Consider the following 13,481-nt stretch of genomic DNA (forward strand, 5'->3'; position numbering starts at 1 on the left):
CTTTGCGTGTTTTCTTTGGTGTATGAACCGCTCTTTTGTGCCCTTTGCCCAGCTTCGCCGCCAGCCTACTATCGTGGTCGATAGCACCGGCCTGGGCGCCGCCCTCACGCTGGCGCACTGGCGCGGGGCCGCCACCCCCGAGGCCCTGCGCGACGATACCAGCGCCGGCTCGTGCCTGCGCGCCCTGCACGCGCCCGCCACGCCGGGCCTAGAAGCTCAAGCCGTTACGGCCAATCACTTTGATATCGATGGTTTTGTGGGCGTATGGGCCTTGCTGAATCCCGAACTGGCCCTGACCCATGAGGAGCTGCTGCGCTTGGTAGCTACCCTAGGCGACTTTCGCGAAATCGACTGGCAACATCCCCTTGCGGACCATGCGCTCAAGCTAGTGTGCTGGCTCAACGCCGAGGAGAAAACGCACTTCTACGAGCCCTTTGGCGCGCCCGCCCGCCGCCGGCGCGAAGACGAGGCTTCGGCCGAAAAATTCGCCTGGTTTTTGCCGCGCTTCGCCGAAGTTCTGCTCGACCCTGAAGCTGGCCGCGCCGCCTGGGCGCCCGAGTATGAGCGAGTAAAAGCCGCCGCTGCCGCTTTGCAAGGCCCGCTTACCCAGCGTGCCGAATATCCCGACCTAGGGCTGGTGGTCGTGCGCACGCCCGCGCCGTTGCCCTACTATGCGCTATTTGGCCCTACGGCTGGTTTCGATTGGGTATTAAGTCTCTACGATGGCCAGCGCTACGAGCTAGAGTGCAAATACACCACCTGGATAGACCTAGAGAGCCGGCCCACGCTGCCGCGCCTGGCACTGGCACTTCTAGCCGCCCGCCTCAACGAGCTGGAACGTAGCAACTACCGCTGGGCCGCCGACCAGCTCACCGACACCGGCCCGCTCCTGCGCCTGAGCGGCCGCCCCCTCACCAAAGCCGAGCGCTACGCCGACCCCGACGGGCGACCCATCTACGCCTCGTCGCTGGCCGCTGGCACGGTAGAAAGTGAGGTAGTAGCCTTTTTGCAAAAAGGTTACGCTGGTCTCGAACCTAAGAAATACTGGACCTGGGCCGAGGTGCGTGCCGCCAATGAGCGCCCTAGGTAGGCCGCGCAGTACTGCTTGTATTAAAGCGGACTACCTAGGGCATCCGTTACTACTCACAGCATTCAGTCTCAGTACCTACTACGTCTACCACGCGCACGGTGCTGTTGCCGCCAGCCACCGGCTGCACCCGAATTTGAGTGCCGATGCGGTCCTTGAGGTCGGCTACGTGCGAGATGACGCCTATCATCTTGCCCGAGTGCTGCAAGCGCTCCAGCGCGTCGAGCGCGGTATTGAGTGATTCGGGGTCGAGCGTACCAAAGCCTTCGTCGATGAAGAGCGACTCGATGCGTGCTTTATAGCCCGCTAATTCGCTCAGCCCTAGGGCTAGGGCTAAGCTCACCAGGAAGCTCTCGCCGCCAGATAGCGAGGCCATCGGGCGCACCGTATCGGCCTGGTCGTGGTCGATAATTTGCAGCTCTAGGTTGCGATTGGGCGTTTTGAAAATAGAATAGCGGTTGGTGAGCTGCTTGAGGCGCAGGTTGGCCAGGCGGGCCAGGTGACTAAGGGTCAAACCTTGGGCAAACTGGCTGAACTTGTCGCCCTTGGCCGAGCCGATTTGGTCGGCGAGGTCTTGCCAGCGCTGCTCTTCGAGCTGGCGCAGTTGAAGCTCGCGGCGGCCTTCGGCCAGGCGCTCGCGGGCGGCATCATCCTGGGCAAGCTGGTTGCTGGCTGCGCCGAGCTGCTGCTGCAAAATATCGTCGGCCGCCGACAGCGCGCTGAGCTGGGCCGTGAGGTCGGCCGCGCTGAGTGGCGTCAGGGCAAATTCGGCGTGCTGCTGTTGCTCGGAGGTGAGGTCCGCTAGGCGGCGGTCGGCGGCGGCTGTGGCCGTGAGGTGCTGCTGGCGCCGCTGGTGCAGGCGCTCGGCCTCGGCGGCGGGCAGCAGCAACGCCTGCGCCTCGGCCGCACTGGCAAAGCCGGCGGCACCTAGGGCGGCGGCTAGCTCGGCCTGGCGCTCATCGTGCGCCAGGCGGTGGGCCGCCAGCTGGGTTTGCAGCGAGTCGAGGGCGCTTTGCTTCACGGCTAATTCCTGCTGCTGCTGGGCGTGCTGGCTGTCGGCGTAGCGGGCAGCAGCGGCTAGCTGCTCGGTGTGCTGACGCAGTTGCGCGGCCTCGGCGGCTGGGTCAGGCCCGGCGTAGTAGGCTAGGCGGGCAGCCTGCTGCTGTTCCAGCGCTAGCTGCTCGGCAGCGAGCGTTTCGGCGGCGGCGGTTAGCTGCACCTGCTGGCGGGCCAGCTCATCGGCGTGGGCTTGGTGCTTGGTTTTGCGCTCCAGCAATTGGTTTTGGCCAGCAGCTAAAGCCGCGCGCTGAGCTTCGTAATGGGCGGCGCGGTCTTCAAGCGTGGCGAGCAGGCTGTCGTAAGGCGGGCGGGCGGGCAGCGCCAGCTGGTGCGGGCGTAGCAGGTCTTGGATGGTGCTTTGGTAAATCTCGGCTTGCTCGCGCCAGTGCATCAGCTCGGCGCTCAGCTTGTCGATTTCGAGCGTGGTGGCGTTTTGGCGCTGCACCAGCAGCCGGATTTCGGCCTGGGCAGTAGTAGCGGTAGTGCCAGCAGCCAGATATTTTTCGCGTAGCGTAGCCAGCTTGTCATCTAGCAATGCCAGTTGGCGGCGGTTGGCCTGCGCAATAGCCTGGGCGACGGTCGTAGCTTCGAGCAAAGCTCGTACGGCAGCTGGGTCGGCGGGTAGGGGCGGGGCGGGTTGCAGGTCGGCAGCCAGCTCGTGGGCCTGGCGACGGGCAGCTTCGGCCAACTCGGCAGCTTCCTGACGCTGCTGCTGGCGCTGTTGCTGCTCGGTTTGGCGACGGGTAAGGTCCTGGTCGGCGGCGCGCAGGGCTTCCTCTAGCGTCGCTAGCGTCTGTTTCTGGGTGGCCACGCGCTGTTCTTGCGCGTTGGCATCGGCCTCAAAGTCGGCGGTAAAAGCGTGCTCTAGGGCGCCGCACAGCGGGCAGGGCTGGCCGTCGTGCAGCTGTTGCCGGTGGGCGTTGAGGTCGGCCATGGCCTGCTGCGTGCGTAGCTCGCGCTGCAGGCTTTCGAGGAGCTGCTGCCCGGCGGCGCGCTGGTCGGTGAGGTGGCGAGCGGTGGCCTCGGCGGTGGCCAGGGCCGGGGCTTCTTGGTCGAGCAGAGTCTGCAAGTGCTGGGCGCGGGCGTGGTAGTCGTGTGCGGCCTCGGCTTTGGGTAGCAGCTGCTGAAGGCCATGTAAGTAGGCCGTAAGGGCATCGGCGCGCTGGGCCAGCTCGGCGGGCGTGGTGCCTTGCAGCAACACGTCGCGCTCAGTGCGGCAGGGCTGGCCTTCGTCCTTAATAGCTTGCTGCTGGGCTAGCGCGTCGGCTTCGAGCTGGTGCTGCCGGCTGAGGTCGGCAGCCGTGGCTTGCTGGTTTTTGAGCAGCTCGGCGCGACTGGCAGCCCGTGTGCTGGCCTCTTTTTGGGCCGCTTGCAGGTCGATTATTTCGCGGCTCAGGGCGTTGAGCTGGCTTTTTAAGTCGGCTTCGTGGCTGTGGGCAATTAACCAGCTATCCAGCATATTTTGCTGCGCCACTAGGTTTTGCAAGTCCTGCGCCTGCTGCTGCCAGGCGGCTTGCACCTGGTCGTGCGCCCGCTGGTTTTGGGCGTGCGCTGCCTGGTTTTTAAGTAGCTGCTGGCGCGTGGTGGCAATGGCGGCATCCTGCGTCCGGGCTTCTTCCAGTAGGGGGCGTAGGTCGTTTTCTTTGGTTTGAGCCGCCAGGTGGGCCGTGGTGGCGGCCTCTAGGTTGGCCTTGGCCATGTGGGTGGCGGTGGCCAAATTAGGCAAGGCCTGCTGAAGCTCGCTTAGCTGCTCGCTGTTGGTTTGCAGTGCTTTGTAAGCTACTTCAGCCAGCGCCATGGGCGTGGCTAGCTCTTTGGCATTGGCCCGCTGGTGGTCGGCCAGTCGGGCAAATTCGGGCTGCAACGCTTCATCGGCTTGGCGCAACGTTTCCACCTCGCGGGCGGTATCGTTGAGCTGCCGGTCGAGCTGGTCGAGGATGGTGCGCCAGGTCAGGCACACGTTCAGGTCCTGGGCTTCTTCGTGATGCTGCTCGGCGGCCTCCCCTAGGGCGTCGAGCTGGCTACCTAGGGCGGCGCGTTCTTCTTCCGAGAGCAGGCGCGTGGCGTCGAGGCGGGCGGCCAGCAGCTCGGTTTTGCGCGTTTCTTCCTTGGCTTTCTCAAACGCCGCCACTGATAGCCGCGAGTAGATGCCCACGTTGGTCATCTTTTCGAGCAGGGCGCTGCGCTCCTTTTCGGGGGCGTGTAGGAAGCGCGCAAACTTGCCTTGGCTCAGCAAAACGGCCTGCTCAAACTGCCCAAAGTCCAGCCCCGACAGTTCGCCGACCTTGGCCGGCACGGCTTCTTTGCCGCTCACTACGGCTTCCCACAGCGGACTGCGTACCAAGGACATCGCGTCCTGGCCTAGGCCGCCTTTGTCTTCGCCGCGGGTTTTGCGCTTGACTTCCCAGCGCGAGCGGTAGCGCACGCGGGCCGTTTGGCCGGTGTCGGCGTTGGTTTCGTGCACCTCAAATTCAACCTCCGACCAGGCAAACGCGGCGTGGCGGCTCACCATCTCGCCCACCTGCCGGTCGTGGCGCGGCACCCGCCCATATAGGCCCACCGCGATGGCATCGAGCAGCGTGCTTTTGCCCGCGCCCGTCGGCCCCGTTATCGCAAACAGCCCCGTGTCGGCTAGCGGCGCAGCGTCGAACCGAATGAGGTACGGGCCGGGCAGCGAGTTGAGGTTGGCAAAGCGCAGGCTGATAATCTTCATACCTTAAAATTACGCGCTACGCCGCCGAAAAAAGCCCTTGAGAGCTTACTGAGCCTAGCTTTTCTCGCCGCTCCAGGCTTGCGGGTCGGCCTCGGCCAGTAGCTGGCGCAGCTCCTGGAAAGTGGCTGTAAGAGCAGTGGCCCGCTCGGGCGGCAAGCCGGCCACGCGGCGGCGAAATACTTCTTCCACCGTTAGTTCGTGCAGGTGCTCGATGGGCGCGGCGGCCTCGGCCACCACGTCGGGGGCATCGGTGAGGCGCTGGTGGCGCACGCCGCGCGGGGCCAGCACGGCGGCGCGGCGCTCCTTGAGGGCGGCTTGCACGCGGCGCTGCACCTCGGCGGGCGCTTCATCCGATTTTACCAGCACGTCGGCCCAGGCTACGAGGTCAAAAGCTTCGTTATCAAAAGCTATAATGGCGGCCTCTACCTCGTCGAGCTCGCCGTGGAAGCGCTGCAAGCGCCGCGTCACGGGCACGGGCAGCGCAGTGATAGTGGGTTCGCCAGCGCCTTTAAAGTCCAGCAGCAGTACTTGTTGCTTGTCGTCGGCCTCGGTGAAGGACAGCGGCACAGGTGAGCCCGAGTAGCGGATGCGCGCCTGCCCGCCCACCACCTGCGGCCGATGCAAGTGCCCTAGGGCCACGTAGTCGAAGGCCGCCGGAAAATGCTCGGCCCCAATGACCCCGAGCCCGCCGATGTGCACGTCGCGCTCGGCGCCCTCGCGAGCCTCGCCGCCCGCCGCGTAGAGGTGGCCGGTAGCCAGCACCGGCACATCTTGCTCGCGAAGGCGACGCACGAGGTCGTGCTCGCTCAGCTTGAGGTAATGGCCCGCAATGCTGTCGCGGATGCGCAGCTGGCGCGCGTCAGGCGTTTCGCCGGCCACGGCCAGGCGCAGGTCGCGGTCGCGTAGGAAGGGCACGGCGCATACTACTAAGCTGGCCGGGCCGCCTGCGGCACCTAGGGCCACGATTTGCTCATCGGCCTCGGCCGGCACCCCGCCGATGACGTGGATGCGCAGCGCTCGCAGCAGCCGGCGGCTGGCGTTGAGCAGGGTAGGGGAGTCGTGGTTGCCGCCTACCACCACAATATCGCGGCAGCCGGTGCCCTGCATGCGCACCAAGAAGTCGTAGTACAGCTCCTGCGCGGCGTGCGAAGGTGTAGTGGTGTCGAAGACATCGCCGGCCAGCACCAGGGCCTCTACGCCCTCGGCCTGCACGGTGGCCAGCAGCCAGTTTAGAAACGCTTTTTGCTCGGTGAGGCGCTCTTGGCCAGTAAGAAAATGCTGGCCTAGGTGCCAGTCGGCGGTGTGTAAAACGCGCATTAAAGTTGAAAACAGAATCTACTCAAAGGTACCGCCCGGTAGAGGCTAAACCCGCGCCAGCGCGGCAGGGCTCCCTGGCCAGAAAAATTTTTGGCGCATTCTCCGCAAGAAGCTAGTCTTAAGCTCGTAGGCTACGTAGACTAAGTACTGGCGCGGCTATTCTTGATTAGAAGGCTGCGGTGCACTGCTATTCTACTCCATCCTGTTTCCTGCCTACGGTTATGAAAATGTACCATCTGTTAGGCCTAGCCCTCCTAGGTGCGGCGCTTAGCCGCCCAGCGTTGGCCCAGACCAAACCCGCGAAGACCACCGTAACGCCGGGCACGCCCATCAACCCCAGCAACACGACGGCGCCCGCCGTGGGCACTGGCACTACCGCGCCCGGACAGCCGGGCACCCCGCCGCCCGTGGCCACGCCGCCCGGCACCGTGTATCCACCCGCCACTACCGAGCCCGCCAAGAAGCCCGCCAAACGCACGAATGTGCGCTCAATGGGCCGGCCCTAGGTTCCTTTTTACTCTTCGAATTTTATGAAAACCCACCTCTCACTTGGTGCTGCCCTGCTGGGGCTGGTGCTTAGCAGCCCGGCGTTTGCCCAGGCCGATATTCCCAGCGTCAGCAGCGCGCCCAACGCGGCGGGCGTGCCGAGCATCCCGGCCGCTACCATACCAGGCCGGCCCGGCCGCAGCACTAGCACCGTGCCCACCGTGGCGCCCGAAAACAGCACCCGGCCAACTGGCATCACGGGCTCGACCTACGCCAACGGCTTGCCCGATAGAAACATAGACGGCGGCACCCAGCGCGCCGACCAGCCCCGCAATGGCCAGGCCATACCTGGCGCGCAGCCCACCAAGCGCCTACACAAAGGCCAGCCGCGTACCAAGCAGCCGGCCTTTTAAAGAGTTAGTTTCCTAGGTCGAAATCGGGTAACGATGTCGGAGCACGCCAATGAGATAGGTTGGCGTGCTCCGGTGTTGTTATCCGATTTTTTTGCCGCTCATGGCCTGCTTGATGGAGATGTTCATCACGCGCTCGGCGAAGGGGCGCGTCAGCTCATCTAGCTCGTCCATGCGCTTGAGAATGAGGTCGCGGTCGTTGCCACCTAGGGCTTGGCGCAACTCGTCGGTTTTGGCGGTAGTGCTGCTCACTTCGTCGGCTTCGAGGTGCTCAGCATTCTTTTTCAAGAAGCGCTCGACCTGGTAGAGCAGTTGCTCGGCGGCGGTCCGGGCCTCGATGAGCAAGCGGGCGCTCACGTCCTGCTTGGCATTGAGCAGCGAGTCCATCAGCATCTGCTCGACTTGGTCGTCGGTGAGGCCGTACTGGGGCTTGATGTCTACCTGCTGGCGGGTATTCGAGCGCAGCTCGATAGCTTCCACGCGCAAAATGCCGTCGGCATTCAGGAAGAAGTTGACGTCGATTTTGGGCAAGCCGGCGGGCATGGCCGGAATGCCAGTTAACACAAATTCGCCCAGCTTGCGATTCTCGCCCACTAGGTCGCGCTCGCCTTGGTACACCCCGATTTTCAGGTTTACCTGCCCATCCACGCTGGTGGTGTATTGGCGGCCGGCCTTAGTTGGAATCTTGGAATTGCGCGGGATGATGGCGTCCATCAGCCCGCCTAGGGTTTCGATGCCTAGGGTGAGCGGCGTCACGTCGAGCAGCAGCACGTCGCGGCGGTTGCCAGCGAGAATGTCAGCCTGAATGGCGGCGCCCAGGGCCACTACTTCGTCGGGATTGAGCGAGTTGTTGGCGGGCTTGCCAAAGAAGGCGCTCACCTCATCGTACACTAGCGGCACGCGGGTCGAGCCGCCCACCAGCAACACGGCATCAATGGCAGCGGGCGTTAGTTGGGCGTCACCTAGGGCCTGGCGGCAGGCGGCGAGCGTACGGTCTACGAGCGGACGGATGAGGTTGTTGAACTCCGTTTTGGTCAGCGTTACCACTTGCACCTGCTCGTCGTTGTCGATGAGCTGGGTCGTGAAGTCGTCGTGCTGGCTGAGATAGCGCTTGGCCATTTCGGCGGCCAGGCGCAGTTGCTGCTGCATGGCGGGCACCTCTTGGTAAGCGGCGGGCAGGCCAAATGTCGATTGCCAATGCTCCACGATGGCGCGGTCCATGTCGTCACCGCCCAGCCAGGTATCGCCGTGGGTGCTCAGTACCTCAAAAATGCCTTGGTGCAGGCGCAGGATGCTGATATCGAAGGTGCCACCGCCTAGGTCGTACACGGCCACAGTTTTTTCCTCATCTGGGTCGAGGCCGATACCGTAGGCCAGCGCGGCGGCCGTGGGCTCGTTCACGATGCGCAACACTTCTAATCCAGCCAAGCGGCCCGCGTCGCGGGTGGCTTGGCGCTGCGAGTCATTAAAGTAGGCCGGCACCGTGATAACGGCGCGGCGCACCGGCGTTTTGAGGGCGTGCTCGGCGCGGTGGCGCAGCTCGCTCAGAATATCGGCCGACAGCTCGATGGGGGAGTAGAAGCGCTCGCCTACGCGCACTTTCACCAAGCCCTCGGTATCGTCGTCGATGACCTTGTAACCCAGCTGGCCGGCGTGGGCACCTAGGTCGCGGTAGCTTTTGCCGAGCAGGCGCTTCACTGAATAAATGGTGTTGGCGGGGTCAGAAAGCAGGAAATCCTTGGCCTCATTGCCCACCAGCGGCGAGCTGCCGTCGGCTGGAAAGTGCACCACCGAGGGCACGATGGTGCCGCGCCCTAGGTCATTGATGGCGGCGGGCTGGCGGGTTTCGGGGTGCACGTAGGCCACGAGGCTATTGGTGGTGCCCAGGTCGATACCCACAATGAGTTCTTCCTGCTGAATGGCGCCGGTGGCGAGATTGATGGCGACTTTAGCCATGAGATAGAGTAAGCAAGGCCGCAGCGGCGCGGCCGAAAAGAGCATAACAAAACTGCCAGTGAAATGGCCCGGCAAAAGTAGCCCCGCCAGCCGAGGGCCGCCGCGATTGCAGCGGCACCTTAGGCTAGTAGTTCGGCCAGCCGGTCGATTCTGATTCAATTCTGAAGCGTGGGCTGGCCGGGGGTAGTAGCTTCGTTCTACGTTGCCAACGGCTTGCTTGCCTACAATGCGGTTTTTATTTCTTTCTGAACGTTCTCTTTTTCGTCCGTGCTGGATGCTGCTCTTCGGGCTCCTAGGTGCCCTACCGGCCTCGGCGCAGTACCTAGCTGCCCTGCGCGGCACCGTCACCGACTCCCTATCTGGTCAACCACTAGCTGGCGTGAGCGTGGGACTGGTAGGCCAGTCCGGCGGCAGCGCTACCGATGCCCTAGGGCAATTTCGGCTGGCGCGGCTGGCTGCGGGCACCTACCAGCTACGCCTAGGGGCACTGGGCTATAGATTTAAGAATGAGAATATAACCCTGGCGGCTGGCGAAACCCGCGGTGTGACGGTGGCCTTGGCCACCACCAGCCTCAACCTGGCCGAGGTGACCGTGCGCCAGCCCCAAGACCCCAACCAAACGCTGGCCGCCATCTCGCACATCGACCAGACGCTGCGGCCCCTCAACTCGGCGCAGGACCTGCTGCGCTTGGTGCCGGGCCTCTTTATTGCGCAGCACGCGGGCGGCGGCAAGGCCGAGCAAATATTCGTGCGGGGCTTCGATGCCGACCACGGCACCGACTTCGCCGTGAGCCTCGACGGGCTGCCGGTGAACATGGTGAGCCACGCCCACGGCCAGGGCTACGCCGATTTTCACTTCGTCATTCCCGAAACAGTTGAGCAGCTCAAGGTGTACAAAGGCCCCTACACGGCGCGCTTCGGCGACTTTGCCACGGCTGGGGCCGGCGAGTTTTCGACCAAAACCAGCCTCGACCACAGCCAGGTGAAGCTCGAAGTGGGCCAGTACAACACTTACCGCGCCCTAGCCATGATAGACCTACTAGGCACGCGCCACCTGCTCTCCAAAAAGCCCGAGAGTGCCTACGTAGCCGCCGAGTACAACTTCACCAACTCGTACTTTGATAATCCGCAGCACTTCAAGCGGTTTAATGGTCTAGCTAAGTACACCGGCCAGCTTTCGGATAAGACCTCGCTCACGCTGTTTGGCTCATATTTCACCTCTAGTTGGGATGCTAGCGGCCAGATACCCGAGCGCGCCGTGCGCGAAGGCCTCATTTCGCGCTTTGGCAGCCTCGACCCCAGCGAGGGCGGCAGCACCAACCGCAGCAATATGTACGCCACGCTCACCACGGCCCTACCGCATGAGGCAGTGCTGCGCCAGCAGGTGTACTACTCGCAATACTTTTTCAATCTGTATTCCAACTTCACGTTCTTCAAGAACGACCCCGTCAATGGCGACGAGATAAACCAGCGCGACACCGGCCGCAATCTCTACGGCTACACCGGCACCTACGACCGCACCGACCACCTAGGGACCAAAGCCCTGCACTCGACCCTAGGGCTGGGCACCCGCCTCGACGATGCGGGCCTGTTGCTGCGCCACGTGGTGCAGCGCCAGCCACTCGACACGGCTAGTATCGGCCGCCTCTACGAGCAGAATATCAATGCCTACCTCGACGAAACCTTGGAGCTGACCGACCGCCTGACCGTGAACGCAGCCGTGCGCGCCGACCTGTTCATCTTCCAGTTTAGGGGGCAGCGGTCCGACTCGGCGGCGGGCTTCGTGCCCCTCACGGGCCGCGTAGTGCGGGGCCGAGTATCGCCCAAGCTAAATTTGTATTATCAGCTCTCGCCGGCCGTGCAGCTGTTTGCGCGCTCAGGTCTAGGCTTTCATTCCAACGATGCGCGGGGCGTGGTGCAGGGCAGCGGCAGCTTCAATGCGCTGCCCTGCGCCACTGGCGCCGAGGTCGGCAGCACCTTCAAGCCCGCCCCCAACTTGGTCGTGAATGCTGCTCTGTGGTCGCTGCGCCTGCAAGACGAACTGGTATACTCGGGCGACGAGGGCACCACCGAAAGCGTGGGCCCCACCCAGCGCTTTGGCGTCGATGTCTCGGTGCGCTACCAACTGTCGCCCCGCTTTTTTCTGGACAGCGACCTCAATTTCAGCCACGGCCGCTTGGTGCAGGCGCCCGAGGGCGAGAACTATATTCCGCTTGCGCCCACCTTCACCAGTACCGGTGGCCTCACCATGCGTGCCCCTAAGGGCTTGAATGCCAGCCTACGTTACCGCTGCATCGACAGCCGCCCGGCCATCGAGGACAATACCATTCGGGCGCGGGGCTACTTCCTGCTCGATGCCGTGGTCAACTACACCCGCCCGCGCTACCAGGTTGGCCTCAGCGCCCAAAATTTGCTGAATGCAGCTTGGAATGAGGCCCAATTTGCCACCGACGGCCAGCTGCGCGGCGAAACCACCTCAGTCAATGAGTTGAATTTTACGCCTGGTACGCCCTTCTATTTGAAGCTCAACGCCAGTGTGTTCTTCTAAGCCCTAGGCCATAGTTCGAATTACAGAGTCCAAGCTATAGCTAATGTTGCGCTTTCCTAGGTAGCGCGCGCCGCTTACATTTGACATATGCGCCGATTGCTTATTCCTTTACTGTGTTGTGCAGCAGGTCTCTTGGAGCTGGCAAGCTGCCAATCGGCCCCTGCGGCCCACGCCGCGCCGCGCCAACCTAGCGCCGTTGCGCAGTCGCCGTCTCCCGCACAGTTGCCCGACTCGCTCCGCCTCACGCCCGTGCCGGCCGTGGCCGAGCTGCCTGATACCCTACGCCAGGCCATTGCGCAGCTGCACCACGACCTAGGGCCGGCCGCCACCGACTTGCGCCCGGCCGTGCTAGAGCAGGCATGCGTGGGCTACCTCACGCTGCACCCCACGGGCCGCATCGAGCGGGGCGGCCTGCTGGCCGTGGCTGACATGGACCTACCCAACACCACCGAGCGCCTGTGGGTGATAGACCTGGCGCAGCGCAAGGTGCTACACCGCAGCCTGGTAGCGCACGGCCAGGGCTCGGGCCACCTGCGGGCACGGCGCTTCTCCAATGCGGAGAAGTCGGCCTGCACTTCGCTTGGTTTTTACCGCACGTCGGGCACCTACGGCGGCATTCACGGGTATTCGCGCCGCTTGCAGGGGCTCGATAAGGGGCAGAATATGAATGCCTTTGACCGCTACGTGGTATTGCACGCCGCCGACTACGCCAGCCCCGCCTACGTGCGCGAGCACGGCCACCTAGGCTACAGCCGCGGTTGCCCCGCCCTGCCGCCCGAGCAGTACAAGCAGATTATCAGTACTGTGCAAACGGGTAGCTTGCTGCTGCTCAGCGGCCCCGGCCTGGCTTCGCGCTGGCTCGATGGGCCGGCCGCGGGCCGCCGCTTTGCCCGGCGCGGCTGGCGCTAGGGGCGTGCGGAATTTTTTTGGCCACCGCAACGTTTAGCACTGACCTTGGCACAAGCTTCTGCGTATATTGCTTTATATAAGAAGCAACGGGCCAGCCTCACTCGCTGACCTGTCAGTTATTTTCCCCAAGAAAAGATATGACAACGCATCACCAGCATCATCACCCCAGTGTAGTGCAGCGCCAGCGTGGCGCCCGGCGGTCGCAGCGCTTCATGCGGCGAGTGTTGCCCTTTGTGGCCTCGCTATTCTTGGCTACGCCGCTGGCGGGCCCGGTAGCCCGCTCGCTGGCCAATACGCACGCTGCGCCCGCGCGCAAAGTGAGCGTGATGGTGGCGCCCCTATCGCGCCTCGAAAGCACCGCCCGTGACCTCTACACCAGCCTAGGTGCCGAGCAGCAAGGGCTGCGCTTTGAAGTGTTTGAGAAGGCCTTGACGGGTTATCTCAACCTCAAGCAGGCCGGCCGCCTTTCCGAGCATCAGCAGCGCCTCACGGTGATTGACTTTGATTTGCCTTCGACCGAGAAACGCCTGTGGGTGCTTGACCTGGCCGAACATAAGGTGTTGTTTCATACTCTGGTAGCCCACGGGCACAACTCGGGTGAGAACGAAGCTAACAACTTCTCTAACACCGACCAAAGCAACATGAGCAGCCTCGGCTTTTATGTGACGGGGCAGGAGTACCAAGGCAAACATGGCCGCTCGCTGCGCCTGCAAGGCTTAGACGAAGGCTTTAACACCAATGCTGCCGCTCGTTCGGTAGTAATGCACGGCGCCGACTATGTAAGCGAGGCGTTCATCAAGCAAAATGGCCGCTTGGGCCGCAGCCTAGGTTGCCCCGCCCTGCCGCTTGACCAGTACGCACAGATTATCGATGCAGTGCACGGTGGCAGCTGCTTGTTCTTGAATAAATCGAACGCGGGCTACGCTTCTAAATACCTCAACCAAGAGGCGGCGCTGGCCGCTCTTGCGGCAGAAGCTACTACTGCTTCGTAGCGAA

The 13,481-nt window shown here is 63.3% G+C and carries 9 protein-coding genes; 6 read left to right on the top strand and 3 right to left on the bottom strand.

The features are described from left to right. Positions 1-22 precede the first annotated feature (22 nt). On the top strand, positions 23-1,090 hold the full coding sequence (locus tag FNT36_RS19770) for a DUF6687 family protein (protein ID WP_144851293.1): 1,068 nt from the start codon (positions 23-25) through the stop codon (positions 1,088-1,090). A gap of 49 nt (positions 1,091-1,139) precedes the next feature. Here FNT36_RS19770 and FNT36_RS19775 read toward each other — a convergent pair whose 3' ends face one another. Together FNT36_RS19775 and FNT36_RS19780 are read right to left on the bottom strand one after the other, a co-directional pair. After that, entirely contained in the window at positions 1,140-4,859 is a 3,720-nt protein-coding gene (locus FNT36_RS19775; protein WP_144851295.1) for an AAA family ATPase, read from the bottom strand. Between the two features lie 54 nt (positions 4,860-4,913). Next, entirely contained in the window at positions 4,914-6,176 is a 1,263-nt protein-coding gene (locus FNT36_RS19780; protein ID WP_144851296.1) for an exonuclease SbcCD subunit D C-terminal domain-containing protein, read from the bottom strand. A 221-nt stretch (positions 6,177-6,397) separates the two neighbouring features. On the opposite strand from FNT36_RS19780, the gene FNT36_RS19785 reads away from it, so the two are divergent. Both FNT36_RS19785 and FNT36_RS19790 read left to right on the top strand, forming a co-directional pair. Then, entirely contained in the window at positions 6,398-6,682 is a 285-nt protein-coding gene (locus tag FNT36_RS19785) for a hypothetical protein (protein ID WP_233636091.1), read from the top strand. Positions 6,683-6,706: 24 nt separating this feature from the next. Beyond that, positions 6,707-7,075, top strand: a complete 369-nt coding sequence (locus FNT36_RS19790; RefSeq protein WP_144851300.1) for a hypothetical protein — start codon at positions 6,707-6,709, stop codon at positions 7,073-7,075. A gap of 78 nt (positions 7,076-7,153) precedes the next feature. Here FNT36_RS19790 and hscA read toward each other — a convergent pair whose 3' ends face one another. After that, positions 7,154-9,028, bottom strand: a complete 1,875-nt coding sequence (hscA, locus tag FNT36_RS19795; protein ID WP_144851302.1) for a Fe-S protein assembly chaperone HscA — start codon at positions 9,026-9,028, stop codon at positions 7,154-7,156. A gap of 274 nt (positions 9,029-9,302) precedes the next feature. On the opposite strand from hscA, the gene FNT36_RS19800 reads away from it, so the two are divergent. The 3 genes from FNT36_RS19800 (at position 9,303) to FNT36_RS19810 (ending at position 13,477) form a co-directional block, all read left to right on the top strand. Then, complete coding sequence (locus tag FNT36_RS19800; protein ID WP_233636092.1) at positions 9,303-11,576, top strand: TonB-dependent receptor; 2,274 nt, start codon at positions 9,303-9,305, stop codon at positions 11,574-11,576. An 87-nt stretch (positions 11,577-11,663) separates the two neighbouring features. Next, positions 11,664-12,485: a murein L,D-transpeptidase catalytic domain family protein gene (locus FNT36_RS19805; RefSeq protein WP_144851306.1), complete on the top strand. Its 822-nt coding sequence runs from the start codon at positions 11,664-11,666 to the stop codon at positions 12,483-12,485. A 137-nt stretch (positions 12,486-12,622) separates the two neighbouring features. Beyond that, entirely contained in the window at positions 12,623-13,477 is an 855-nt protein-coding gene (locus FNT36_RS19810; RefSeq protein WP_144851308.1) for a murein L,D-transpeptidase catalytic domain family protein, read from the top strand. The last annotated feature ends 4 nt before the right edge of the window (positions 13,478-13,481 follow it).

Origin of the sequence: Hymenobacter setariae, from assembly GCF_007713685.1 — a bacterium.
Lineage (GTDB): Bacteria > Bacteroidota > Bacteroidia > Cytophagales > Hymenobacteraceae > Hymenobacter > Hymenobacter setariae.

Bases quoted from the DNA above. Each gene is read 5' to 3' on its own strand.
- FNT36_RS19770 (WP_144851293.1), top strand. From the start codon at position 23: ATGAACCGCTCTTTTGTGCCCTTTGCCCAGCTTCGCCGCCAGCCTACT.
- FNT36_RS19775 (WP_144851295.1), bottom strand. From the start codon at position 4,859: ATGAAGATTATCAGCCTGCGCTTTGCCAACCTCAACTCGCTGCCCGGC.
- FNT36_RS19780 (WP_144851296.1), bottom strand. From the start codon at position 6,176: ATGCGCGTTTTACACACCGCCGACTGGCACCTAGGCCAGCATTTTCTT.
- FNT36_RS19785 (WP_233636091.1), top strand. From the start codon at position 6,398: ATGAAAATGTACCATCTGTTAGGCCTAGCCCTCCTAGGTGCGGCGCTT.
- FNT36_RS19790 (WP_144851300.1), top strand. From the start codon at position 6,707: ATGAAAACCCACCTCTCACTTGGTGCTGCCCTGCTGGGGCTGGTGCTT.
- hscA (WP_144851302.1), bottom strand. From the start codon at position 9,028: ATGGCTAAAGTCGCCATCAATCTCGCCACCGGCGCCATTCAGCAGGAA.
- FNT36_RS19800 (WP_233636092.1), top strand. From the start codon at position 9,303: ATGCTGCTCTTCGGGCTCCTAGGTGCCCTACCGGCCTCGGCGCAGTAC.
- FNT36_RS19805 (WP_144851306.1), top strand. From the start codon at position 11,664: ATGCGCCGATTGCTTATTCCTTTACTGTGTTGTGCAGCAGGTCTCTTG.
- FNT36_RS19810 (WP_144851308.1), top strand. From the start codon at position 12,623: ATGACAACGCATCACCAGCATCATCACCCCAGTGTAGTGCAGCGCCAG.